Origin of the sequence: uncultured Muribaculum sp. (assembly GCF_910583865.1) — a bacterium.
Taxonomy (GTDB): domain Bacteria; phylum Bacteroidota; class Bacteroidia; order Bacteroidales; family Muribaculaceae; genus Muribaculum.
In genome coordinates, this window is record NZ_CAJTYX010000005.1 from 29,398 (window position 1) to 54,948 (window position 25,551).

Sequence of the window (25,551 nt, forward strand, 5' to 3'; positions counted from 1 at the left end):
GCCTCCAAAGCCTCACCCCGCTCATATAATCGCCTTACCCCTGTTCATCTAACCGTCTCTCCCTGCTCATCTAATTGATGATTTCATGGTTCAAGTCCACATTTAATCATTGGTCGCTTATATACTGCTTTTGCTACCAGACCAAACGGTTTGTTTAAACGTAATAGCAATTACATAAAAAGTAATTTGTTACAATCCTAAGATGAAGATTTGAGGTGTAGAATGATAGGCTATGAAAAAATACATAACTTTGTAAGCGAATTTCTAAGAATTAAACCTTCATTATCATATGACAAGATTAGCAATTTTCGATTTCGACGGCACATTGGCTGATACCCAGCGTAATATTGTGGTGACATTCCAAGATACTATGCGAAAACTCGGTTTACCTGTTGCCGAAACTGATGTTTGTGCCGCGACAATCGGATTACCTTTAAGCGAAGGGTTTCTCAAAATCTATCCAAGTATGTCACCTGAACTCGTAGAACGATGTGCGGAAACTTATCTCGAATTGTTTGAGGTTAATAAGAAAATAATCAAACCACAATTGTTTCCATATGTCCTTAACTCACTTTCCCGGCTGAAAGAGCGAGGTGTCAGAATGAGCATAGCATCATCACGAAATAAAACCTCTCTCGAAGAATTTGCGAGGGACATGGAACTTGCTCCATTCATGGATTATATATTAAGCGCTGATGATGTTGTTAAAGCAAAACCGAATCCGGAACCGGTACTGAAAACGCTCGAAGCCTTGAATGAGAGTCCGGAAAATACCATTGTCGTAGGTGATATGGACGTTGATATATTGATGGGCAACCGTGCCGGGTGCAAAACCATTGGGGTGACTTATGGCAATGGCAGTAAAAGTGAACTTGAAACATCCAATGCCGATTTCATTATAGACTCTTTCAATCAGATAACCGATATTATATAATTGTAGCATCGTTATTATACGAAGAACGCTATATACAGATTCGCAAATAACCCGCCCTCAATCAACTTTTAAGAAAAGACAGCATCCGATTACCAATCCCGGATGCTGTCTTTTTATTTCTGCATGCTTTTCTATTGCTTTCATGCCGTTTTTGTCGTCTGCGCGGTTTCCCAACGATTTTCAAGGTTGAAACGTTTATACATCGGAAAGAATCGTTATATTTGCGGTTGTAACACAACAGTCTATGAAGTTGATTGAACTGAATATGCAACGAATCATCGACCTTTGCCGCAAGCACAAGGTCAAGACTTTGGCCGTCTTTGGCTCTATCCTCACGGATAGATTCAATGACCAAAGCGATGTGGACTTGCTTGTGGATTTTGATGAAGAAATAACATATCATAACTACGCAGATAACTTCTTTTCTTTATATTATGCTCTACGCAACCTTTTCGGCAGAGAAGTTGATCTGGTTGATGCTTCATCAGTAAAGAATCCTTATTTCAAGGAAGAACTTGATGAGACAAAACATATGATTTATGGATAGAAAGACGCTTAAATATCTGAACGACATATATTCGGCTATTCTTGAAATTGAATCGTTCATGGAAAGTCGGCCTAAAGAATATGCGACATTCTGCAATGACACGCTTTTTCGACGTGGAGTAGAACGAAACATTGAGATAATGGGCGAGGCCATGAATCAAATTCTAAAAGTTGTACCCGATATTCCAATCACCTCATCCCGCAAAATTGTGGACACCCGCAATTTCGTGATACATGCCTACGATTCTTTACGTCCCGATATTCTATGGAGCATTGTTATAAACAACCTCCCGCTTCTGAAAAAGGAGATAATACAACTTCTTGATGCAAAATAGTGATATTTACACAAAGTTGGCGGCTCAATCTATAGATGTATAGGAGGTGCAGGCACCAACGATTTTCATGGTTGAAACGTTTATACATCGGAAAGAATCGTTATATTTGCGGTTGTAACACAACAGTCTATGAAGTTGATTGAACTGAATATGCAACGAATCATCGACCTTTGCCGCAAGCACAAGGTCAAGACTTTGGCCGTCTTTGGCTCTATCCTCACGGATAGATTCAATGACCAAAGCGATGTGGACTTGCTTGTCAATTTTGACACTACCGACCATGAAAAGTGGGATTACGTCACAAACTACTTCGATTTCCGTGACGCATTGGAGGGCCTTTTCGGTAGAAAGGTGGATTTGATTGAGGAGAAAGGCCTGCGCAACAAATACTTTATTGCCAATGTCAACCGCACAAAACAGATGATTTATGGCTATTGAGGAAGTTCTGACTTATCTCCAAGACGTATTGGATGCAATTAACGATTTACAGAGTTGCTTCGTTGACTTTCCCAACAGATATGATTTGTTTGAGAAAGACATCATGCGTAAATGTGTTGTTGAGCGTAAGACAGAGATAATGGGAGAAGCAATAAACAGAATAAGGAAGGTAGATCCATCCATAGAGATTCCAAATGCAAGAGCCATAATTGACACACGCAACCGAATCATACACGCCTACGATAATGTTCAACCGACATTTCTTTGGGGATTGGTAGTACGGCATATCCCTGAGCTTAAAAAAGACATCGAGCGAATCATTGCTGAATATGAGGAACAGTACAATCGCGAAAACAATCTAAATTCCGATTGAAAGGCCCTTAATCAAAGCTTCTTATGACAAATCACGAACCGTCGCCCATCGATTTCCTACACGGGCGTTCACTGCTCCTTGCGAGCCATTCACCACGCCGCCGCGAACTGTTGGCCATGCTCGACTTTCCCTTCGAGATTGCAGAAAGCATCGAGGTCGACGAGACCTACAGCCCCGAAATGCCGGTCGAAGAAGTACCGGCATACCTGTCCCAGAAGAAAGGGGATGCATATTGCAGCCATCTAAAAGATGGCGAGATAGTAATCACCGCCGACACGGTAGTGATTATCGACGGCATGATACTCGGAAAACCGAAAGATGATGCGGATGCCATCGCGATGCTACATACGCTCCAAGGCAAGACCCAGACCGTGGTGACCGGTGTAAGCCTGACCGACAGCACACACCGCCGGACATTTTCAGTGAGCACGGAGGTCACGTTCGCCCCCCTGACCGACGAGGAAATCTCATATTACGTCAGCCGTTACCGTCCTCTCGACAAAGCTGGCGCATATGGCATCCAGGAATGGATCGGCGCCATAGGCATCGAAGGGATACGCGGAAGTTTCTACAACGTCATGGGCCTCCCCGTCCACCGGCTCTACGAAGAGCTGAAAGCCTTCATCAGATAAAACCCGTTCCCCGACATTGACAAATATCGGGGAACGAGGTCTAAAACGGAACTATTCAGCCGATAGAAACGCTTGATTACTACCGGATTGTAGGGACGTACCCGGTGCGTCCACCTTAATACAAAGGAATTTTAATTGAATCCGGATGCACCGGGGTACGTCTTTACGCTGATAATCAATCTCTTGTGGCAGTTTTTTTGCTGAACAGTTACCTAAAACTATCTTACGGGCAGAGTGATTGAGGCCGGCTTTAGTCCCGGAGCGGTAGCGGTCAGGGTGACGGATCCACAAGGATTGCCGGCTTCAGAAGCGGGGATACCCTCGATGATAGCCGTACAACGTCCCGAGAACAGATGCATGCGCGGTTGCTGCAATGGATCAAGCGAAGTGGCGTCGCCATTGGCGGCAGCCCGGAAAGCGCCCTGCCCCTTTACCTTGAAGTTGACAAGACGAGCGTCGGCGGGACACAGATTCCCATCACGGTCGACAGCGCTCACAGTGACATAGGCAAGCGGACGATCGGCATAGACCGGAGCATCCAGAGTCGGCACAGCTGACGTGAGCTGCAAAGCATAAGGTTTCCCGGCAGTACGCACGGTTTCCTCCATCGCAGGATTTCCCTTGCTGTCATAGGCCACAACACGGATTTCACCCGGGGCATACACCACGTCGTCCCACACCAACCGGTAACGGCGTATCAATGCCAAAGGGTCGGTGCTTCCAAGACTGTCGACCTCGGCAGCCGTCAGCTTGCGCCTGCGTCCCATGCTAACGCCATTGACCCACAGCTCACCTTCCGGCAGGTCGGTGTAGGCGATTACAGGGGTAATCTCGCCCTCACGCCCGGGATGGGTCCAATGCGGAGCGACATGGAGCGTATGGTCATCCTTGCGCCACTGTGAACGGTAGAGCCAATATCTGTCTTTCGGAATCGACGCAAGGTCGATTATGCCGAACAGCGAGCTATGGCTCGGCCATGCGTCGGTATTGTATGGAGACGGCTCGCCGAGGTAATCGAATCCTGTCCACACGAATTGCCCTATGGTCCACGGGTAATCGTCGGCAAGAGCGAAATCGACTTCAGGGATATTGGCCCATGCACAGGATTCGACCTCGTAGGCATTGCTCTGGTGATCGGCATACGTCGCAGTGCCTGAAATCGCCACAGGCCATTTGTAGACACCACGCGAGCTTACAGCAGAGGCGGTCTCCGAACCGAGCACGAGGCGTTGAGGCAACGACTCATAAGCCTCCTGATAACGATGCGTGCGGTAGTTGAGTCCTGGCACATCGAGGGCGGCGGCAAAGCCGTTTTCAAGCGTACACGCCACCTGATCCATGCCTGCCGTCACCGGACGTGTCGGGTCCTCGCGATGACATATGTCACGCAACCAGGCGGCCACGTTAGCTCCGTCGTCAGAACATTGTGTCGGCACTTCGTTGCCCACCGACCACATCACAACGGACGGATTGTTGCGGTAATGCCTCAGCATGGCCACCATGTCGCGTTCGGCCCACTCGTCCCAGAAACGATGGTAGCCGTTCTTGCACTTGGCAATCTCCCACTCGTCAAACGGTTCTATCATCATCATGAACCCCATCTCGTCACAAAGTTCCACAAGCTGCGGATCCGGCATGTTATGGGAAGTGCGCACGGCATCGCATCCCATCTCTTTCAACAGCAATAACTGATGGCGCAGTGCATTGCGGTTTACAGCAGCTCCGAGAGGCCCGAGATCATGATGGTTACACACCCCCCGGAACTTCCTCTTCTTCCCGTTGAGGAAAAAACCGCGCTCCGGTATCAGCTCTATCTTGCGTATGCCGAAACGTGTAGACAGCGAGTCAAGCATTTCTCCTGATTCACCATACACACGCGTCACTGCCGTATAAAGCTCGGGCGACTCCGGCGACCATAACTTCGGCGAAAGAATCTCGATATTCTGTTCCATCACTGCCGTAGAATCAAGACGCGCCACAGGATTGACCATCCGTCCCACTCCGGCACCTTCCGGATCTATTATCTCGGTATCCACACGCACCTTCTGCGCCGGAGATTCGGCATCTACCGTAGTACGGATATTGACAGTGGCAAAGTCATCATGCACATGCGGCGTGGTTATATGGACACCCCACACCGGGACACGCACAGCCCCGGTGGTGAGCAGATGGACGTTGCGATATAGGCCGGCACCGGGATACCAGCGCGAACTGAAAGGAAGGTTCTCCAGACGAACCATCACGACATTATCCTTTCCGTCGGGATTGAGATATGATGTCACATCGAAATGAAACGATGCATATCCATACGGCCATTCACCTACCTTATGCCCGTTGACCCAGACCTTAGCCTCGCTCATGGCCCCGTCAAACACCAGGGTAGCCATCCGGCCCGGCTCAACGTCAAACGAACGTCTGTACCACCCTACACCCATGTAAGGGAGGCCGCCCGTACGACCCGTCTTTAATGTAGGCCGGGTCTCTCCGTCCTGCACCACCTGCACGGTCTGTAGATCGTTATTGACGTCGAACGGTTTGTCTATAGCCCAGTCATGCGGCACTGTGACACTCTTCCATCCTGCCGATTTACCGGCATCAGGACCGACATTTTCAATGTCGCCCAAATGGAATTCCCAACCATTCCTCAAAGTAATCTGATCACGTGCCGCCATGGAGCATAATCCCATGGCGGCACATAAGAGCGTGCAAAGGCTTGATTTCATAATTAAATCATAAAATTTAGAGGTCGTTGTTTAAAAGCAACCTATTATTCTATACGGACCTTATGCCCGTCAATTATATATATGCCTGGAGCCAGCGAGGAGGTCTCTGCCTTGGAAACACCGCGCATCACACATATACCCTGAAGGTTATACACGTCAACCGTCCCTGTCGAATCATCATCCACGGAAGCTATACCCGAAGTACCGTCGGAAATCTCGACAGCAGTATCGCCATCCACAACAAAGACATAAGAGCCGTCGGAAGCGATATCAATGGCCACTCCATTGCACTTGACCCCAATCGCAGTTTGACTTCCAGCGGGGATTACCGATACCTCAGTACCGCGATATACCGTAATCTGATTTGACAAATCATTCACAGACGTAATACGATCCTTCAATACATTTACGGAAACACCGGCAGCTACATCAAACGTAACATCGCATACATCAGGATCCGATGCCGCAAAAACCTTTATGACACTTCCTTCGGAAAGTCTCGGCAAATCATAGCTTTTGCCACCTGCATATATCGGAGACAGGACCGTGCCATCTACAAATACGCTATTATACGTGGCGGCACCGGCATACCATGACAAAGTCGCGGGATTGTCGATCTCCGGATCAATCAAGAACTCGTTATAGCCGCTGACAATCTTGTCACCAAGATTGGTACGGAATTCATATTCTCCGAGATTGAATGTAAAGGACGCGCCTGTGCAGTCATCCACCCACAACACAATCCTGTCGTCGCGAACGAAAGGAGCGGTAGTGACTGTCAGTGTCATGCCATCAAGGAGCTGGATAAGATTGTACTCCCCCGGCTCATATGAGGTTGTTCCGTCGCTTATTCCAGTCACACGACCCTTCAATGAATGGCACACAGCGATTCTTGCACTTCTGGCAGGCATCGAAATCTCATTTTTCCCCGGCTTCAACGATATGACCTTATTATTGAAAGCATACCCTTCATATACGATTGCGTTTTCCGGATCGTCAACATCTATCCAGGCCGTAATATCTCCATAGCTGCTTGCGGATATGTGCACTGTGGTCGCTTCCCGTGCATAAAATGAGAATGACGACTTCTCTTCGCGAAGCGTACCGTTGAGAGTAATCCCCTTTATGAGGAAATCCTCATCATTGAGCCTGACAAACACCTCACCCCCGGCCTTAACGCTTATGCTTTTACCGTCAAAATCAGTCATAGGGACATTGTCCACAGTCACTGACGACACAACTTTTTCAGCACCTTCATCATATGTGAACGTTATAGGAAGATCCACATCAGGAAAATCGGCTGCCACGTTCACGACATCACCATCGGCAGGAATCACCACATACTCGCCATACCTGTCGGCAATAATCTCTTTCCCGTTATGCTCAACCTTATATATAGGCTTATAGTAACTCGTCGGCTTGATGCTGATACTGTTTTTCTCATCAGGAATGAAGGCCAGAATGTTTTCTCCATCCACAAGAGAGTAGTCAAGCGAGGTCATTACTTCCTTGACCGACACCTTCGATGGGTTGTCTATATTAAGAGTCATCTTCCCCGTTCTCGCCTTGACGACATCAATAGTGTTTATGTTCCATGTAACGCCATTATCGCTCGGCTGCATATAGAGATTCAGATAATAGCTGCCCACATATGGAGCGGTTCCTCCAGCGGTTTGGGTTATATTTCCGAATATGTATCCATCGTTCAACTCAACCATAGCCACGACACCCAACGGATGCTTGTCATCAAGTTCATATTCAATGACATTACTCTCCTTTATAGGTGTAATTGCCTTGAAATCAACTTGGAATTTCTTGATAGCCTCGACATTGTCGAAATTGAAAGTCACCCTGACGGTCTCTGCGGCATATGAGCATAAAACACCTACGATGCCCAGCAATAACAGTACTAAACTCTTCTTCATTTGTTGAAATTATTTGATTTATATAAACCCATGAGTGATATGCCGAATAACATATCGGCATATCCCCCATATGGCAAAGTTACATATATAAATCGAATTTCAAAATTTACGTTAATTTAAATTAAGCGCTGCTAATTGCATGTCATTCAATAATCACTGTCGCTGATAAAGGACGATCTGCGGAGGAGTGACCCACACTGACCGTGAAGTCGCCAGGCTCAACGCGGAAATCCTTACAATCCATATCATAGAATGCGAAAGCCTCTTTGTCGAGCATTACAGTCACGTGGCGCTTCTCACCGGGCTTAAGGAATACCTTGGCATAGCCTTTCAGCTCCTTTTCCGGACGAGCCACCGAGCATACCGGATCCGACACATACACCTGAGCAACTTCAGACGAAGCCATCCGACCCGTATTCCTTATATCGAACTCCACCTTGACGCTGTCGGCGCCAACACGGTCAAGGGTCAAATCGGAGTATTCAAACGTGGTATAGCTGAGTCCATCGCCGAATGGGAACAGAGGTTTCACCCCGTTACGGTCATATCCACGGTAGCCGGTGAATATGCCTTCACCGTAGTCAATACGGGCCGACTCCCAACGCGGGCTGGATGTGGCATGGTAATATGCCGACGCCGGGTTGTCATTCTCAACCTCCTCGATGCTTATAGGCAGACGTCCCGAAGGAGAGAGTTTGCCGGTAAGTATTTCGGCTAATGCCGTCCCCCCTTCCTGACCGGAATGCCATGCCATTACGACAGCCGGAACACAATCAATCCATGATGCCATCTCCACAGCACCTCCGGAGTTGACCACTACTACGGTTTTCGGATTAAGCGCAGCCACTTTTTTCAAGAACTGCACCTTGTATTCAGGCATGGCAAACGGACGGTCGAATCCTTCGCCCTCGGTATCGCTGTCGAAGCCTGTGCACACCACGACATTATCAGCGCGACGCACCTCTTTCTCAAGAAGCTCCTCGTCAAGCACCGAAAGGGAGAAATCAATCTTTGCCGAAGAGATATTATCGAAATACTCTATGACGAGGTCAAGCGTTTCACCCGCTTCGACAGGGAGCTGGATCTCACGCATCGAATAGGAATGGTTGCCCCAGTCGCCGGCCACCTTACGGCCGTTCACGAATACACGGTATCCGTCATCACCACCTATAGTGAGTTTCATCTGTCTTTGACGGTCAGACGGCTCCACCCATCCTTTCCACCTTGCAGAGAAATGATCGTCGGGGATTCCGGCACAAGGCGACTTGTAGTCCCAGTCGAATTTTACCACGGAGTCGTTACGTACCATCATAGGCTTGCCCTCAAAGTTCTGATTGGCAAAATACTCACCGATGAACCCTCGTGTCTTGCATGTGGAATCGGTCCACACGCATTTCCCGACAATGTCATTGAAGAGTATGCTGTCTGAAAGCACCACATTCTTTCGATTCATTTTTTTCATCGCATCGCCCAAGGTAACGGCATGGAACGGGCTTACAAACCCGCTGCCACCTCCGGTAGTGACCTTGTCGGCATGAGGGCCAACCACTACTGTACGACCTTTCAATGGAAGCACATTGCCATCATTCTTCAAAAGCACGATTCCACCACGGGCGGCATCCAATGCCGTCTGTGCCGAGACTGCACAATCAAGGGCTATCGTAGAGTCACGCTGCTCACGGTCGAGAAGCCCGAAACGCGAATAAGTACGGAGCAATCGCACGACCTTATCATCGACAACAGCCTGCGACACGCGTCCCGACTCAATTGCTGCCTTAAGCTTATCGGGCGTGAACCATACGGCCTTTGGCATTTCCAGGTCAAGCCCGGCGTTGGCAGCCCCGACAGTAGAGTAGACCGATGTCCAGTCGCTCATGAGTATGCCGTCGAAGCCCCATTCACCCTTAAGAATCTCATTGTTGAGCCACGCATTCTCAGTGGCATGCACTCCGTTCAAGGGGTTATAACTGTTCATCACCGCACCTACACCGGCCTTAACGGCCTTACGGAAGGCAGGGAAATATATTTCATGAAGCGTGCGCTCATCGACTTCGCTCGAAGCGTGATGGCGGCTCCACTCCTGGTTGTTTGCGGCGAAATGCTTGACGGTCGACATGACACCACGCGACTGCATGCCGTTTATATATGCTACCGCCGTCTCCGAAGCAAGATATGGATCCTCACCCATATACTCGTAGTTGCGTCCGCAAAGCGGCGAGCGATATATGTTGACACCCGGCCCAAGCATTATGCCTACGCCACGTGCACGGGCGTCATCGCCTATGCTCTCTCCTATGCGGCGCGCAACGTCGCGATCCCACGATGCCGCAGTAAGTATGCCGCACGGATAGAGGGTGGAATGAGGTGCATGGTTGCGCACGCCTTGAGGGCCATCGGCAAGGAGCACACGCGGTATGCCAAGCCGGGGTATCGCACGGATTGAGAATGAGGTCTCTCCCGAAAGCAGGGAAATCTTCTCGTCAAGAGTCATTTGTCCCGCAAGTTCCCGGGCACGCTTGTCGTGGTTGTCGGCATAAACCGATACGACCGCCATGGCTGCGATGAGCATCGCAGCACATCTTCTATATATATTCATGATAATTTAATCTGCTAAAATTTATTCCATTACAAGATTGACGGTATGAGGCCCGACCGTCACTTTGAAGTCTCCGGGTTCAAGATGCATGTTTCCGTCACCGTCAGGGAACGACAGGTGTTTGACAGGATCGATCTTGAATGTGAACACGACTGTCTCCCCGGGATTTATCTCCTTTTTCTCGAAATGTTTGAGTTCCATCAATGGACGGGTGATTGATGCCACAGGATCTGATGTATACCACATCACCGTCTCTGCCCCGGCACGCGACCCGGTATTGGTCACCGGCACTGTCACGGTAATCTTGTCACCCTTCTTGAAGGTCGTGGTGCTCACCGTAGGTTCGCCATAGGCAAACGTGGTATAGCTCAATCCATGGCCGAAAGGATATAGCGGCGTGGAAGGTATATCCTGATAGAAACCCTGGTAACGACGTGCGGCACCGCGACGGTTGTAGTATATGGGTATCTGTCCTGTAGAGCGCGGGAAAGTCATCGCGAGCTTGCCGGAGGGATTGATATCACCTGCAAGGATCTCGGCTACGGCCGTACCGCCTGTAGTGCCGGGCTGCCATATCTCAAGTATGGCGTTGGCAAGCGGTTCCATCTGCGATATGTCGAGCGGGCGTCCGCTGCTCAGGAGCATAACCACAGGTTTGCCTGTAGCTGCGATTTCACGGGCGAGCTGCAGCTGCGCGTCGGGAAGGGCTATGGTGCTGCGCGAAGCATTCTCACCGCTCCACCGCTGCTGCTCGCCGAGACAAAGTATAACTACGTCGGCCCAGCGGGCGGTGTCTATTGCCTTTGCAAGCTCTTCGGGAACAATCTTGTCGAAGCTGCATCCCTCGGCGCAACGGATTTCGGACTCCGTAGCAAAACGGTCGGTGATACCCTGCAGCACAGTCACTACCTCATCGAAACGACCACGGCCAAACCAACTTCCGAGAAGCGAAGCGCTGCTCTTCGACAGCGGGCCTACAACAGCTATGCGCTTTACACCTGAGAGGGGCAGAAGATTGGTGGAATCATTTTTCAGAAGCACCATCGACTCGGCGGCAAGCTGCTTTGCGGTAGCCATGGCTCCCGGACGGTTGTAACGTCCCGGGAATTCGGGGGTGTACGGATTCTCAAACAGGCCGAGCATCATCTTCACACGGAGCACGCGGCGCACGGATTCGTCAAGCCGGGCGGGATCTACCTTGCCCTCATCGATAAGTTCGGCAAGATACTTGTCGTAGGAATGATTCATCATGTCCATGTCGAGACCGGCGTTGAAAGAGTGCAGCCCGGCCTCCTTCTTGTCGGCGGCATTGCCTTGGTTGACAAGCTGCTCGATAGCACCCCAATCGCTCACGACAAACCCCTTGTGTTTCCAGCGGTTACGGAGAATCTCGGTCATCGTATAGTGGTTGGCAGAGCCGGGAATACCGCTGATATCGTTGAACGAACTCATCAGAGTCACGGCACCAGCATCGACACATGCCTTATAAGGTGGCAGATAGGTGTCCCAGAGAGTCTGGGGAGAAATTTCGGTATATACGTAGTCGCGACCGGCTTCTGAGGCACCGTAGCCTACGAAATGCTTCAGACATGCAGCAATCGTGGTGGAATCGGCAAGAGACTCGCCCTGATAACCACGCACGGTAGCAGCACCGAAAGCAGCGTTGGCATAAGGATCCTCGCCGTAACCTTCCGACACACGCCCCCAGCGAGGATCATGAGCCACGTCAATCATGGGTGAGAATGTCCAGTCGACACCGGTCATACGCCCCTCGGCGGCGGCGTACGATGTCATGCGTTCTACAAGCGGGATGTTCCATGAGCATGCCTGAGCCAAGGATATGGGATAAATAGTGCGGTAGCCGTGAATCATGTCGTAACCGAAAATACAAGGAATTCCGAGGCGCGACTCCTCCATACAGCGGCGCTGGAACGCGTTGCGCAGCACGGCATCGTCGCCAAAATAGATTACCGATCCAAGTTCGGCGGGGAGCTGGCCCACGACTTTGCCGACATTGTTCTCATTGTTATTTCTACCGAGAGTATACTGGTTGAGCTGCATTACCTTCTCCTCCACGGTCATACGTCCGAGGAGGTCATCGATACGTATCTCCATGGGCACCGACGGATCCTTATAAAGAACCGTTGACGGACGGATGTCCGACAGATCCGTCACCTGCGACGGACGCTTCGCGGCTGCCTGGCCGGCACTCTTGGCCACCAGGACAAGATCCGGGTTCATGTTCTCCGGATTATAGCCGTTCGCGGTGACATCACGACCGGTAAGAGCCGCATACCATGCGCACGCCGCCGTAAAACGGCCGAAACCGAGGTCAAGATGATAGCCGTCGCGATTTAGGTGATCTCCGGCAAAAGTGGTGCGTGCATTCTGTATGGCGGTGCCGGAAGGCATTACAAGCTTTATCTTACGCTGACGCGCGGTCCTGTCGACCGCATCCACTATGCTGCGGTACATCGAATCCTGGTCACACCCGTAATTCTTAAACCCGGAGTGGGACGAATCCTTGGAATATGCCCACGTCTGATGCAGCATAAGCTTCGCATGCTTCGGCAGACGCCCCTTGACGTATCCCTGAAGCTCCGGAATCCATGCCGACCATGTGGCATAAAGCCCCGACATCGGGCTCGCCTGCTGAAGGCTTACATAGTCCCACGGCTCGTCGGCAAGCGCTTTGTCGAGAGTCATCCCTTTTGTCTCCACACGCTTCCCGTCAGCTCCGACCTTACGGTAGACATAATCGGAATTGCCAGTCCGGGAATTCTTTACATGGCGTTCAAGCGAACATCCGGGGATGAACATATTGCCTACAATCATCGTATCCCCGTCGGCAAGGGCGAGTTCATGGAGATGTTGCTCTATGGCGTCACGTGAAAAACTGTTGCCTATCGCAAGGACACGCAACGTTCGTGCTGTCATCGGCGCGACGGCAAGGATAAATATAAAAACCGAGATTAGAATGTGCCTTTTAGTCATGGCAGGTCAGAATGTATTTGATTGGTTGTACTTTGATTGATTTTTCTAAATTGTCATTTCTGTCGCTTCTTCGACATGTAGAAATCGTGCATCACATTCCACGCTTTCTTTCGGTCGCCCCGGTCACCGACAAGTCCCTTTCTGTTCCATCCCTCCTGGTTGACAGGATGGAAGCGGAACGGCGAACGGAAGTCGTAAAGCACCCATGGCGATACCCCTGCGAGATTCGGTATGCGGCTGAACATGTCAAGATTGTCGAGGTAAAGCTTCTCCTGATAGTCCTCGCTCCATGAACTTGCCGTGTCGGAGCTACCATGTTGCCCATACAATGCCTCGCCCCCGAATTCGGATATTATCAGCGGTTTGTCGGGAGCAAAATTCCATATACATTTATCAGGAGCAAGCGGCCAGGGTGCATACCATCCCATGTATTTGTTGACGGCCACTACATCGAGCAGCGCGGGAATATTGTCACTGCCGGTAAATGTGCCGGAAGCCTTGTCATAACCGACATTGTCGAACGCGGCTGTGACGAGCCTTGACGAATCAAGCGAGCGCACGGTATCTATCAGCGACTTGACGAAACGATCCCGTTCAGGCGAAGGACGCGTCTCGTTGGCTACGCTCCAGAACGCCACGGCACACCGGTTCTTATCACGAGCGATCATCTCGGTCATCATTCGCTGCGCCTTGGCAAGTGTGGCACTGTCGGTAAAGCTGATACCCTGCCACACCGGAATCTCCTCCCAAAGCACTATGCCGCGCTCTTCGGCGAGCCTCACAATATGCTCGTTCTGCGGATAGTGGGCCGTACGCACCATGTTGACACCCAGCGCCTCAGCTTCATTAATAAGCTGCTCGGCATCCTGAACCGAACATGCGCGTCCCATGCGTTGGGGTATCTCCTCGTGGAACGATACACTGCGCATGAATTCGGGCTTGCCGTTGAAAAGTATCTTTGTGCCATCGACACCAAGCGTGCGAAAACCTATCCGTTCTGTGACAGTGTCAGATGGAGTGCGAACCACCACGTCGTAAAGCGAAGGTGCACCCGGCTCCCATAACTTCAGATTCTTCACACGGAACGATCCGGTGGCACGTCCGCCGGCATCAGTGGTAAGGCGGATACCATTTTTAAGTGCTGGTATCGCAACCTCGACCTCCACGCCTTCTTCAGGCTGCGAGAGAAGAACCTCGGCCTCCACCGTATCGGTGCTTCCTCCGGCAAGACGTACCGTATAGTCGGCCACATGCTGCTCAGGAAGATCAAGGAGAAGCACGTCACGGGTTATGCCGCCATAGTTCCACCAGTCGAAAGCCTCGGCGGGGATAGCGTCGGACGTGCGCCGGTTATTCGCCTCCACGACAAGCAGATTCTCTCCGTCGGGGGCAAGCATGTCGGTGACATCCACCTCGAACGGCGTAAAGCTCCCCTCATGTGAAGCGATTTCGCGGCCATTGAGATAGACCGTAGCACGATAACTCACACCGGCGAAATGAATCACCCGGCGACGTCCGGCCACTTGCTTGGCATGGAACGGACGGGCATACCACACTGTTCCCTCATAGTACTTAAGCTCGGGCGACTGGGAGTTCCAATCGCCGGGAACATTAAGGCGCATACAACCCGGGCCGAACGAATACTCGTAGAAATCCGTCTTGCCTTGAGGCGTACGGTTTTTGTAGATTTCCATACGCCGGCCTTGGTCGTACAGGTCGGGAATAGCGCTCCACTTGCCGTTGAGCGACACATGATCACGTCCGTATGCGTTGACCGTAAGTCCCGTTGACGCCAATACGCCTGAGGGGGCAAATAGAGAGAGGAGAACCTGCAAGATGATAATGCGTGGAAACTTCATATGTTGATTTCGATAAACTTTAAATAGGTAATGGTCATCTGTCGATACTATATCGATACATGGCGAATGTATTCGGCTTGTCAAGGGATACTTTTATCCGGCCTTTTTCGGCCACGTCAAACCTCATTGCCTTGGCATCGCCGAGGACAGGCGTAAGAACCACTCGCGCCCCCGCCGGAAGCCATGTGTCGATGACAGCGGCTTTATCGGGAGTGTTTTCTCTATAAAGCAACAGTAATCCGCTGTCGGGAGAAATGACCGACTGAAATCCGGTGAACGATCGTCCCGAAGGCTCGTCACCTACGGGAAGTATGGTACCGGAATGGAAATCATGCTGTATCTCCCGGTATTTCCTGATCAGTTCTCCAGTAGAAAAAGCTTCTTCAGGAAGATTGGCGGCTTCCATCCATGCCAGAGGCTGTGCGGCCATGGTAATGGCAAACATATAGTCGAATGAGTAATTCGATGGCGCGAACGGATCATCGGAGGGATACTTGCCGGTATTGCGCCATTTGTTCAGGAACTCTACCTGAAGGCATTCTGCCGGGACATAGCGAGAAAGCATCCATAGATTGCGCAGTGTATGGTAAGGGTAATAATTCCCCCAGTCTGTGTAACGGTTCTCAAGGAATATGTTGCCGTAACGGTTCAACATATGATATCCGCCACGGCGTCCTGCCGTAGCATCGAGATTGAACACGACTTCATTGCCGGTCTCGGCCATTACCCTGTCGAAAAGGGAACGCAAACGCTCCTCGCCGAGCTTCGACGTGATGGCCAGCCCGTCGATCTTGAACATCCTTATGCCATAATCACGATAGAGTCCCACAAGAGTGGCGGCATCCTTCTCCCAGTCGACGAAATCATGCTGCACCGACGGATTGAACCACAAGCCGACCTCTATTCCGAGCCTACGCCCGCAATCCACCACCGGCTTTAATCCGCGTGGATACTTCACAGTGTCCGGTTTCCAATAGTCGACGTTACGCCATATATCCTTGAACGATCCTTTTGCCACTGCCGAATTAGGACTTTTCCCGAACTGCCAGCCGTCATCAATCTGGAAGTGTGACACACCGAGCCTTGCGGCACGCTGCAGCTCGGAGAGGCAGAACGACTCGTTGACCTTGGCATCCTGTGAGCGGTCGCCCCAGGTGTTCATCATCACCATCTCGTCGCGTCCGGCATCAAGGATACGCCTTGACTTCTGGTAAGCACGCAAAGCACACAACGCGTCAAACTCGCCACCTGCGTATGGAATCAGTACCGTAGAATATGCCTGGGTCCATTTATCCGAAGTGACATCCGCCGGAACCAGCCCTGTCCCCGTCACGGAGAAGTCACCGAAATCAGAAAAGAAATCGGCATTCCCATAAGCGAGTTGCGATGACGACGAAGGAGCCTCCTTGAGCATGATGAATCCGGTATCTTCATCGGCACCGTTGCTCACGATGAGTATGTTACCCCGATGCGGAGTGCGCCGATAAGAGATGAAATCACGCTCCTGCACGAGATTATTGTTCCAGTCGGTCACGTCCCAGAACTCGACGGCACGTCCATGCCAATGAGCGCCCGTCATGTGCATGCGGTCGAGCACCGATGTCACAGGCTTCACTTTCATGGCCTCGGTGGTCTCTATATTAGTGCGGTCGGCGGCATTGTCATCATGGCTGCGGACGGTATCGACGAGCGTGCCGCGCAGATAAGTGTCGCATGCCACGGCAGCGATGCCGGGAGTCAGCCTATACACGCGACGGACATCCAGATTGCCGCACCGGTATGAAACGGTGGCCAGAAACTGTTCATGGCTGATACCGTCGGATGCGACAGTCACGGTGTCGAGACGCGCGTCCGACGGCACGGCGCGGTTAACCACAAAATCAGGTACCGACGGATCCGCCACCAGAGCCCGGGCATTCTTGCACCCCAGGCGTACGGTGGAAAGAGCGCCGTCATTCCACACGAACACACGCTCCACGACTGAGTTTCCAATGCGCAATGTATCGCCATCGAGGGAGGCATAGCACTCCGAGGAGACAGCCTCCAATGAGGACAATGACAAAAACAGTATCGGTAAAATAAAACGTGACATGACGGTTTTTAGCAAAATTCATATTACGGCCTCCTGTCAGACCGCTCCATTATTATTTGTCATCACAGGACTGCAACGCACGGGGAGCCGGCAAAAGTTTGCCCGAGAGATTGAACTTCTGGTTGTCGGGCAACTCGTCGGCGGGGCGTCCGGCACCTTGCGTCATCAACTGCTTGAGTTCGGGAAGATGGCGCTGGTATACTCCACGGGGAGTGGTGGCGTTGCGATGGCATATTCCGGCAGCCATTCCGACCACTTCACCCATCATGCCTGTCGTACGCATCACCCTGACCGTGCCAAGAGCCACGTGGCTTACACTGATGCATCGTCCGGCCATGAAAAGATTGTCGATGTTGCGTGAATACAGGCAGCGGTAAGGCACTGCATATGGATGGATATAAACATGGTTGGTGGCTGCCTTGAATTCACGTCCCGGGAAATGGCGCGCATTCTCCGGATCGGGGAAATGCAGGTCGATGCTCCAGGATGTGGTGAATGATGCATCCTCATGGGTGACACCCTTGTCTATGTCATCCTGCTTAAGTATGTAGTCGCCAAGCAGACGTCGGCTCTCACGCTTTCCGTTGACATATGCCACCCATTCGAGCGAACGGTCGCGGAATTTTGCATTGTCGGCAAGTCGGTTCTTGAGATAGCTCCAGTTGGCATACACCACAAGCATGCCGTAGTCACGGATCTTCTCGGCATCCTTTACGGGGTCGAGGCGCATACCGGTCTCCCATTTCCATTCACCCATAGTAAGACGCTGGCATGTAGAGTCGGAGAATGTAATGCCGTAGTCGAAAACCGGGAATGAAGTCCTGCGGTCATCTTTTTTACTGTACCACTGCACGGAAGCGCCCATTATGAGCGAATCGGCAGTCACAGGCGCGAGCGGCTCGCCATAGGTATCACGCGACTCGCGGCCCACCGTCCAGTCAGCGCCGGCCCAACAGCCTATAGAGCCGTCGCCGGTGCAATCGGCAAACAGCGGGGCTGCAAGCCTCACTTTCTCGCCCGTGGAAGTCTCACATATCGTGACACCCTTTATGCTGTTGCCGGCAGTATCGACCGATACGGCATGATACGGGGCAAACAGCGTGACAAGCTTTTCAGCACGTATGAATGAGTCTTTTTTTTCATCCTCATAATATGACGCCGGCCTTGCATTTCCTTGACGGCTATGGCCGAACTCGCGTATCATGCGTCCCAAGGCCGGATACAGCCCGATTTCGGAATGTCCGCCGAGATGCACACGCACCTCCGAGGAGTTGCATCCGCCAAGCACCGGGCGGTCGTTGACAAGCGCGGTACGTAGTCCCTGACGTGCCGCAGAGACGGCGGCACACATGCCTGCTATACCACCCCCGACCACCACGAAGTCGAACTGCTGTGTGACAGGCATTTCAAGAGTAGCGGTTTCAGTATATGAATCTGTCGGCACGAATCCGGGAGTAGAGCTTAGAAGCAGGGCGTCGCATCTGCCGTCGAAGCCTGTAAGATCATGCAAGGTGACACGGGCACTACCTTTCTTCAGAGAAACCTCCCCGGCACGCTGCCATTCCCATGCCGAACCGGTGTCACCGACCGTAGAGGCCAGCCGGCGGCCGTTGACGCTTACCATGAATGCTCCGGGACCTTTGCGCTGCGGTTCCCATGGCGAAGTCCAGTTGTAAGTGCGCACCCATGCCGTATAACGTCCGTCCTCGGGAATGTCGACCGTCGTGGATGCATCCTCCACAGGCTTTCCAAGGCCATGTGCTATCAGATAAGGCGAACCCATATGATCCATGAACTGCTGGTCGAGACTCCATCCGCCATGCGAATCAAAAGCCTCCGCCTGCACAAGGACCTCCGTCGCAGACGCACCGCAGACAGCCAACATGAATGATAATGCCGAAATAGTGTTGCGAATCATGTCAATAGATGTAAAGTGTTGTTAGAAAATCATTGGTCTACTTTACACTGACGCTGCTGAGAGCCACCCACCCTAAGGGCGTGACATTGTCTTTTGCTGCTATGCGGAGGCCTACCCGGCAATCGTTTCTGACATCGACGAGCGCCACACCCCACACATAGTTGCCGGGAGCCACACCTTCGATATTGAAACGGGAAGTATAGGAAACAGGCTCACCTTTAAGCCACAGATCCAGACGTGTGTCATTGTCCGCCCATACTTTCACAGGCTCCAGAGTAGCAGTGTCAAGCAATGCGAATCCCACCTTATAGCACTGGTTCCATTGGGGAATGTTGGTCGGGCAATATCCCCAGCCAATATTATTCCACCTATGGGTTATGGTTACCGGCTCGCCTGCCTTGAACTCGGAAGGGAGCGACAATGAATCGGGATAAAGCCTGTATCCGCCATGCGCCACAAAACTCTTCACCAACGGGAAAGCCTCCTCAAACCATGAGCGCGTTTCGTCGTTGATACGTAAGTCCATCATATTCACACGTGCCTCACGTGACGCCTTGTACTCGCCAAGCCTTACGTCTGCGGCATGCCCCTCGCGATATTCCCCTGAAGGATCGCGCCAATAACGATGGTGCGCGCCGGTAATCCAACCGCCTTCCATTATGATGGGACGTCGGAAATTCCACTTACGCGCCTGCTCTTTCTCCCAATCTTCATAATAGCCTGTCATGCCGAAAGCATCGTGGCGCAGGGAAAAGCCGAGGTCAACGGCCTTGCCGATGAGCTTCTCCGCATTCTCCGGCACGGCACCCCATCCGTCGTCGGTGGGATCACCGAGCATGCGGTGATAGTGCACCAGCATGGGCACCCGCTTGAAACAAGAGGTGGCAAGCGAAGTCACCCAGTCGAACACCGGCTCCTTGTTGGCATTATCCTTGTATATCATGGAATGGCTCTCCCCCCACTTTCCCAAAGAATACGCATCGATGAACTCGACTTTTTCAGGATCATCGAACTCCTCGGCCATGGCATGGAAGAATTTCTCGTACTTTTCCTGAAAAACAGGATCATCGGGATATGGGGAATAATTTTGCCCGGGATTCTTAGGGTCATAATATCCTTCGGCCCCGGCATCAAACACATATTGAGGGGTGTTCTGTCCTTGGTCACGTCCGTCAATCACCACTCTGAAAGCTATACGCATGCCCCTGTCCCAGACCGAGCGTATCAGACGCATCAAACGCGAATCGGGGTCATTCCAGGCATACTTTCCCTCTTCCGGCTCGAAAGAAGCCCATGATGTGCGTATATAAGCGCATGAGGCGTAATCGCTTACGCGAACGGTGTCGCCGGTAGAGGTCAACATGGAGTCATAGCCACGTGTCTCCCAGAAATCAGAATCCCAGGTACGGCCCAGATACATCACCCAACCGGTGAGCGGGTTACGGAACACACTCACCGTGTCAGGAGCAATTGTCACGGAAGTCAATGCAGAAGCCGCATTCACGGGAATAGCCCCGAACATTACGGCGGCAACACCTGCCATTGATTTGCAAAATGATGATAATAGTTTCATTTATATTGTGTTATCGTGGTTTCCTGATAAGGATAAGAATCGCCCTCCGACAATATTCATCATCGGATAAATTACCATATCGCAATAATTTAGATATCGAGGGGGCTGCTACTATTTTCGCATGCCGCAGGAAGCCCGTCAGACCCCCTCTATAGGCCGCAATATTATATGCCGGCCACGGCGTTCCACATTCATTGGAACGATAGACTGGATAGAATTGATAACCTCGGTATGGCTACCCTTAAGATTGAGCTTACCGTAGACCTTTACACCGGCAAGAGCGGAATCGCAGGTGATGTCAAGATCATAGTAATCATTGATGCGCGATATTACAGAACGCATCGGCTCACCCTTGAAATACAGCATGCCGTTAATCCATGAAGTATAGAGCGACGTGTCCACGCTGCGCATGGAGGTTATGTTACCGTTGTGCAGATCCACACGGTCGTCAGGACTCATCCTGACGCACTCATGTGAGTCCGTATTTATTTCGACCGATCCCTCGACAAGCACTACATTGGCTGTCGAATCAGAGGAATTGCGTACATTGAATGTAGTTCCCAACACCTTCACGTCAAATCCCCTGCTCTCCACGACAAAGGGTCGTAAAGTATCCCTGGCAATACAGCAATACACCTCTCCATCGGCATATATACGCCGCTCCGATCCACGGAACTCTCCCGGATACTTCACGACAGTGCGCGCATTGGCTATAATGACAGAACCGTCAGGCAGGGAAATCTCACGGCATTCGCCGGCAGGAACATGCAAGGTGACATATCCGGCATCGGCAAGAAGAGACTCCGAAGCTTCCGATACGTTAAATGATGAAACCGGGTTAATGATCCATGTGGCGACACCGATAATGCATGCCACTACCGCAGCAGCCGCGACGCATGCAAACACCTTTCTACGCGTTTTCATACGTTCTCGCACCTGCTCCATTCGGATCTTGCTTCTTGAGAGCATCTTAATCCGTTCCAGATCGACATCATCGTCAGAACGAAAACCGTCGAGAAACAAATCGATACGGCGATCAATCTGGTCGCTGTTGTCTTTCGGGATATGTGGATTGTCGTGATTCATATTCATGTCTCTATAATAGCAGACGCAAACCGTCGACGAACATATAGGTCAAAAACGCTATTTTTTATACTTTTTTTGGTTAAGTCCGGAAAACAGTCACGATACAGCGCGCCGCCATATCCCAATGTATATTCCATTAACGTACTCACTATAAATAATGAATCCTACGACGGCGTTCTCAGCGCCCGGCGCAATGAATCCATCGCATATCCCACATGATAGTTGACCGTAGCCACTGTGATATCGAGCATGGCGGCAATCTCCTTGTATGAAATGCAATCTATCTTTGCAAGATAAAAAACGTGACGACACTTGTCGGGGAGCTGCCTGATGGCTTCATTGAGCCTTTCCCCTTCTTCACGCGATATGATATCTTCGTCGGGAGAAGGGATAGGGTCCATTATAAATTGCGCCACCTCGTCGAGCGACACGCCCTCGGGGCGCGAGGCGAGGTGGCGCAAGGCAGTAACTGCCTTGCGGTAGGTGACAGTGCGCAACCAGCTCTCGAGCGAAGCGATCTCAAGGAGTGAGCCACGCGACTTCCACACTTCAAGAAACACATCACTGACCACCTCTTCCGCAACCTCACTCGACCGAGTGATATTTAACGCATAACGATACAAACGTGCCGACCAGGCATCCATCATCCGGTCAAATGCGCGTTCATCGCCCTTTGTGATACGATAAATAATATTGGCTTCCATTTGCAGTGGTGGCCGATCAGCTTTTCTTTAAGGTATGTTATTTTTATGTCACACATTCACACGCCAAAGATAATGCTTTTTGGCGAATTGTGCGTGAAGCATCATTATGTTTTTTGAGGAAACGGAAAAAGAGTACCCTTACATTACCAACAGACGTATGCCCGGGAAAAATATATAGGTTCGTCACATCTTTTAACCATTTTTCCGAAAGTGAATCCACAACAGCGACACACATACCACCGTTTATAGTAATGTATGAACATAATCAATGCAATAAATGACTTTCTTTGGAGCTATCTGCTCATAGCCATACTGCTTGGGGCAGGATTATATTTCACACTGAAGCTCCGTGGGGTTCAGTTCCGTCTCATAGGCGAGATGGCGAGGTTGCTTGTACGTTCGGGTGAACGATGTGACGACACGCAATCCGGGCAACAGTCAAAGAAACGCATAAGCTCATTCCAGGCTTTCGCGATATCATTGGCCAGCCGTGTAGGCACGGGCAATATCGCCGGCGTAGGGATAGCCATAGCCATCGGCGGCCCGGGTGCGGTATTCTGGATGTGGGTAGTGGCACTGCTCAGTTCCGCTAACGCATTCGTGGAGTCGACATTGGCCCAGTTGTTCAAAGAAAAGGGAAAAGATTCCTACTGTGGAGGACCGGCCTACTACATACAGAAAGGAACCGGCCGCCGGTGGTGGGCTGTGACATTCGCGATTCTCATAACACTGACTTTCGCGTTCGCGTTCAACTCGGTACAGAGCAATACGATATCCTTAGCCTTACATAGCAGTTTCGGATTGAGCCGTGTATGGATCGGCGTAATCCTTACAGCATTGACCCTCGCGGTAATCTTCGGCGGCATCCGGCGCATAGCACGCATAAATGAAGTGCTCGTACCCGTGATGGCCATTCTTTACATCATGCTTGCCCTTTACGTAATAGCGATGCGTATCGGCTATTTCCCCCATGTGATGAAACTCATATTTGAGAATGCCTTTGGCATAAACCAGGCAGCCGGAGGCTCGCTCGGCATGGCGATGATCATGGGGGTGAAGCGCGGGCTGTTCAGCAACGAGGCCGGCGAGGGATCGACGCCCAACGCGGCCGCGACAGCTGCCGTGAGCCATCCCGCCAAACAAGGCCTGATTCAGACGCTCGGGGTATATGTAGACACCCTGTTAGTGTGTACGGCCACAGCCTTCATCATACTTTGCAGCGGCATGTTCGACAGCGGCCTTACCGGCATCGAACTTACACAGGCCGCGCTTTCCGACGAGGTTGGCGTGATAGCAACCGTATTTGTCGCTGCCGCGATAATGCTTTTCGGCTTCACGAGCATAATCGCCAACTACTACTACGGCGAAAACAACCTTGACTTCATACACCGCAGCAGCCGATTACGCATCGGACTAAGAATAGCAAGCGCCGCAATGGTAATGGCCGGCACTGTGGCGTCGCTCGACCTTGTATGGGCAATCGCCGACATAACAATGGCCCTGATGACGTTATGCAACATAATCGCCATACTCGTTCTCGGGCGATATGCAGCAATATGCCTCAACGACTATATGAAGCAGAGACGCCAAGGCAAAGATCCGGTCTACCGCAAAGAAACCATCCCTGAAATTGCCGACCGCACGGAATGCTGGTAAAAATAACACTGAGTGTGCATGACAATTAGAAGTTTTTTTGTTAAAAAAGCCATAAAATAGTTTAGCAATTCTAATATTTCCGTACCTTTACAACCGGATACACGTCCGGTGTGGCAAATTTATGAAATCCGGGTTGCCTCCCTCATGTGTAGCCGGATAAATCCTGCATTGTTGCTTCTGCTACCGATTCTACAGGTTTTACTTCGAGTTTGTTGTCCTCCCGGATTTTTTATCGTTTTTTAATTCATTTATCACATGATTAAGGCTTTTGCAAAAATCCTGCTTGGAACGAGCATGGTATTTTTGCCTGCTTATGCCCATGCCCAAAGTATGACGTTACACGTCTTTAACGGAGAGCCTGTGACCTTGCAGACAAATCAAATCGAGAGCATCACATTCACTGACAACATCAATGACGACTATGTCTCTCCTAAAGTAGGTGACTTTTATTATGCTGACGGTACATGGTCATCTGAAATCGACTACAACAAAAATCCTATCGGTGTAATATTTTACACAGGCGATCCCACAGCCGAGGACGCCGTGCTTAAAGCCGACCATCCGGGATGCACTCACGGACTTGTAATATCGGCTTTTGGAGACCAGACCGGCTGCATCTGGCAAAACGACTTCAGAAGCTATGGTTCTGCTATCAGCAAATGGGTGACGGCAAATCTGCCGGAATATGTATCTACCGAATCAAATTACGGACAAGACGAAATCCGTAATAAATCCCTCGGATACAACAACACAAAAGCTATCACCGCCTTCAACAAGGCCAATTCAGGCTATACAGTGGTGCCGGTTGAGAAACTCGATGACTTCCAGACAAAATACCCGGCCCCGGCCTCTTCGTCAGGCTGGTACGTGCCAAGTGTCAAGGAACTCTTCATACTCATAAACGGAGTACCTGACCAGACCGAAATCCTTGACGCGACAAAGACACTTGCAACCAGGAATGTCGTCGATAATGCTTTGATCAACATATACGGTGCCAATCTGATATTTAACTCCCAGTGGGCTTACAACATCTGGACAAGCACTGAGTTCGGAGGATTCGCCTATACCGTATGCACATACGACGGCACCGTGGAAGGCAGCGTAAAAGATAATTTCTCAAACTTTCTGCCACGTTTTATATTGGCGTTCTAATCACATATAAAACTC

Annotated in this window: 17 protein-coding genes and 2 pseudogenes; 8 read left to right on the forward strand and 11 right to left on the reverse strand. The window is 51.0% G+C overall.

What is annotated here, in order from left to right; all coding sequences use genetic code 11:
• Positions 1-289: 289 nt before the first annotated feature.
• The 6 genes from QZ303_RS02085 (at position 290) to QZ303_RS02110 (ending at position 3,258) form a co-directional block, all read left to right on the forward strand.
• Entirely contained in the window at positions 290-934 is a 645-nt protein-coding gene (locus QZ303_RS02085) for an HAD family hydrolase (RefSeq protein ID WP_295728390.1), read from the forward strand.
• 244 nt (positions 935-1,178) lie between these two features.
• Positions 1,179-1,481, forward strand: coding sequence for a nucleotidyltransferase domain-containing protein (locus tag QZ303_RS02090; RefSeq protein WP_295728393.1), 303 nt, complete (start codon positions 1,179-1,181; stop codon positions 1,479-1,481).
• Positions 1,474-1,815, forward strand: a complete 342-nt coding sequence (locus QZ303_RS02095) for a HepT-like ribonuclease domain-containing protein (RefSeq protein WP_295728396.1) — start codon at positions 1,474-1,476, stop codon at positions 1,813-1,815. Before QZ303_RS02090 ends, QZ303_RS02095 begins: the two co-directional genes overlap by 8 nt.
• 129 nt (positions 1,816-1,944) lie before the next feature.
• Entirely contained in the window at positions 1,945-2,253 is a 309-nt protein-coding gene (locus QZ303_RS02100; RefSeq protein WP_295728399.1) for a nucleotidyltransferase domain-containing protein, read from the forward strand.
• Positions 2,243-2,626, forward strand: coding sequence for a HepT-like ribonuclease domain-containing protein (locus QZ303_RS02105; protein WP_295728402.1), 384 nt, complete (start codon positions 2,243-2,245; stop codon positions 2,624-2,626). The genes QZ303_RS02100 and QZ303_RS02105 overlap by 11 nt, the downstream gene beginning before the upstream one ends.
• A 23-nt stretch (positions 2,627-2,649) precedes the next feature.
• Positions 2,650-3,258: a Maf family nucleotide pyrophosphatase gene (locus QZ303_RS02110; protein WP_295728405.1), complete on the forward strand. Its 609-nt coding sequence runs from the start codon at positions 2,650-2,652 to the stop codon at positions 3,256-3,258.
• 218 nt (positions 3,259-3,476) lie between these two features.
• On the opposite strand, the gene QZ303_RS02115 is transcribed toward QZ303_RS02110, so the two are convergent.
• From QZ303_RS02115 to QZ303_RS02165, 11 genes and pseudogenes are all read right to left on the reverse strand, one after another.
• Positions 3,477-5,981 (reverse strand): glycoside hydrolase family 2 TIM barrel-domain containing protein, encoded by a 2,505-nt coding sequence (locus tag QZ303_RS02115; RefSeq protein ID WP_295728408.1) that lies wholly within the window; start codon positions 5,979-5,981, stop codon positions 3,477-3,479.
• Between the two features lie 44 nt (positions 5,982-6,025).
• Positions 6,026-7,906 (reverse strand): hypothetical protein, encoded by a 1,881-nt coding sequence (locus QZ303_RS02120; RefSeq protein WP_295728411.1) that lies wholly within the window; start codon positions 7,904-7,906, stop codon positions 6,026-6,028.
• Between the two features lie 142 nt (positions 7,907-8,048).
• Positions 8,049-10,502 carry a glycoside hydrolase family 3 C-terminal domain-containing protein gene (locus QZ303_RS02125; RefSeq protein WP_295728414.1) on the reverse strand — a complete coding sequence of 818 codons (2,454 nt, stop codon included), beginning with the start codon at positions 10,500-10,502 and terminating at the stop codon, positions 8,049-8,051.
• A 21-nt stretch (positions 10,503-10,523) separates the two neighbouring features.
• Positions 10,524-12,641: pseudogene (locus QZ303_RS02130) on the reverse strand (glycoside hydrolase family 3 N-terminal domain-containing protein); the annotation flags it as partial.
• Positions 12,642-12,707: 66 nt separating this feature from the next.
• Positions 12,708-13,496 (reverse strand): annotated as a pseudogene (locus tag QZ303_RS02135) (DUF4886 domain-containing protein); the annotation flags it as partial.
• Between the two features lie 53 nt (positions 13,497-13,549).
• A complete protein-coding gene (locus tag QZ303_RS02140; RefSeq protein ID WP_295728417.1) occupies positions 13,550-15,355 on the reverse strand; it encodes a glycoside hydrolase family 2 protein in 1,806 nt (601 codons plus the stop codon).
• A 34-nt stretch (positions 15,356-15,389) separates the two neighbouring features.
• Positions 15,390-17,447, reverse strand: coding sequence for an alpha-galactosidase (locus QZ303_RS02145; protein WP_295728420.1), 2,058 nt, complete (start codon positions 17,445-17,447; stop codon positions 15,390-15,392).
• A gap of 52 nt (positions 17,448-17,499) precedes the next feature.
• The gene (locus QZ303_RS02150; protein WP_295728422.1) at positions 17,500-19,365 is read right to left on the reverse strand and encodes an FAD-dependent oxidoreductase; all 1,866 of its coding nucleotides are present in this window, start codon (positions 19,363-19,365) and stop codon (positions 17,500-17,502) included.
• A gap of 37 nt (positions 19,366-19,402) precedes the next feature.
• A complete protein-coding gene (locus QZ303_RS02155) occupies positions 19,403-20,908 on the reverse strand; it encodes a DUF4832 domain-containing protein (RefSeq protein WP_295728425.1) in 1,506 nt (501 codons plus the stop codon).
• Positions 20,909-21,076: 168 nt separating this feature from the next.
• Positions 21,077-22,024 carry a FecR family protein gene (locus tag QZ303_RS02160; protein WP_295728428.1) on the reverse strand — a complete coding sequence of 316 codons (948 nt, stop codon included), beginning with the start codon at positions 22,022-22,024 and terminating at the stop codon, positions 21,077-21,079.
• Between the two features lie 164 nt (positions 22,025-22,188).
• Positions 22,189-22,728: a sigma-70 family RNA polymerase sigma factor gene (locus QZ303_RS02165; RefSeq protein ID WP_295728431.1), complete on the reverse strand. Its 540-nt coding sequence runs from the start codon at positions 22,726-22,728 to the stop codon at positions 22,189-22,191.
• Positions 22,729-22,983: 255 nt separating this feature from the next.
• Here QZ303_RS02165 and QZ303_RS02170 point away from each other — a divergent pair, with 255 nt between their 5' ends.
• Both QZ303_RS02170 and QZ303_RS02175 read left to right on the forward strand, forming a co-directional pair.
• Complete coding sequence (locus QZ303_RS02170) at positions 22,984-24,384, forward strand: sodium:alanine symporter family protein (protein WP_295728434.1); 1,401 nt, start codon at positions 22,984-22,986, stop codon at positions 24,382-24,384.
• Between the two features lie 330 nt (positions 24,385-24,714).
• Complete coding sequence (locus QZ303_RS02175) at positions 24,715-25,536, forward strand: hypothetical protein (RefSeq protein WP_295728437.1); 822 nt, start codon at positions 24,715-24,717, stop codon at positions 25,534-25,536.
• The last annotated feature ends 15 nt before the right edge of the window (positions 25,537-25,551 follow it).

What these genes read in the sequence shown, in the direction of transcription:
- QZ303_RS02085 (WP_295728390.1), top strand. Translation starts at nt 290, where the DNA reads ATGACAAGATTAGCAATTTTCGATTTCGACGGCACATTGGCTGATACC.
- QZ303_RS02090 (WP_295728393.1), top strand. Translation starts at nt 1,179, where the DNA reads ATGAAGTTGATTGAACTGAATATGCAACGAATCATCGACCTTTGCCGC.
- QZ303_RS02095 (WP_295728396.1), top strand. Translation starts at nt 1,474, where the DNA reads ATGGATAGAAAGACGCTTAAATATCTGAACGACATATATTCGGCTATT.
- QZ303_RS02100 (WP_295728399.1), top strand. Translation starts at nt 1,945, where the DNA reads ATGAAGTTGATTGAACTGAATATGCAACGAATCATCGACCTTTGCCGC.
- QZ303_RS02105 (WP_295728402.1), top strand. Translation starts at nt 2,243, where the DNA reads ATGGCTATTGAGGAAGTTCTGACTTATCTCCAAGACGTATTGGATGCA.
- QZ303_RS02110 (WP_295728405.1), top strand. Translation starts at nt 2,650, where the DNA reads ATGACAAATCACGAACCGTCGCCCATCGATTTCCTACACGGGCGTTCA.
- QZ303_RS02115 (WP_295728408.1), bottom strand. Translation starts at nt 5,981, where the DNA reads ATGAAATCAAGCCTTTGCACGCTCTTATGTGCCGCCATGGGATTATGC.
- QZ303_RS02120 (WP_295728411.1), bottom strand. Translation starts at nt 7,906, where the DNA reads ATGAAGAAGAGTTTAGTACTGTTATTGCTGGGCATCGTAGGTGTTTTA.
- QZ303_RS02125 (WP_295728414.1), bottom strand. Translation starts at nt 10,502, where the DNA reads ATGAATATATATAGAAGATGTGCTGCGATGCTCATCGCAGCCATGGCG.
- QZ303_RS02140 (WP_295728417.1), bottom strand. Translation starts at nt 15,355, where the DNA reads ATGAAGTTTCCACGCATTATCATCTTGCAGGTTCTCCTCTCTCTATTT.
- QZ303_RS02145 (WP_295728420.1), bottom strand. Translation starts at nt 17,447, where the DNA reads ATGTCACGTTTTATTTTACCGATACTGTTTTTGTCATTGTCCTCATTG.
- QZ303_RS02150 (WP_295728422.1), bottom strand. Translation starts at nt 19,365, where the DNA reads ATGATTCGCAACACTATTTCGGCATTATCATTCATGTTGGCTGTCTGC.
- QZ303_RS02155 (WP_295728425.1), bottom strand. Translation starts at nt 20,908, where the DNA reads ATGGCAGGTGTTGCCGCCGTAATGTTCGGGGCTATTCCCGTGAATGCG.
- QZ303_RS02160 (WP_295728428.1), bottom strand. Translation starts at nt 22,024, where the DNA reads ATGAATCACGACAATCCACATATCCCGAAAGACAACAGCGACCAGATT.
- QZ303_RS02165 (WP_295728431.1), bottom strand. Translation starts at nt 22,728, where the DNA reads ATGGAAGCCAATATTATTTATCGTATCACAAAGGGCGATGAACGCGCA.
- QZ303_RS02170 (WP_295728434.1), top strand. Translation starts at nt 22,984, where the DNA reads ATGAACATAATCAATGCAATAAATGACTTTCTTTGGAGCTATCTGCTC.
- QZ303_RS02175 (WP_295728437.1), top strand. Translation starts at nt 24,715, where the DNA reads ATGACGTTACACGTCTTTAACGGAGAGCCTGTGACCTTGCAGACAAAT.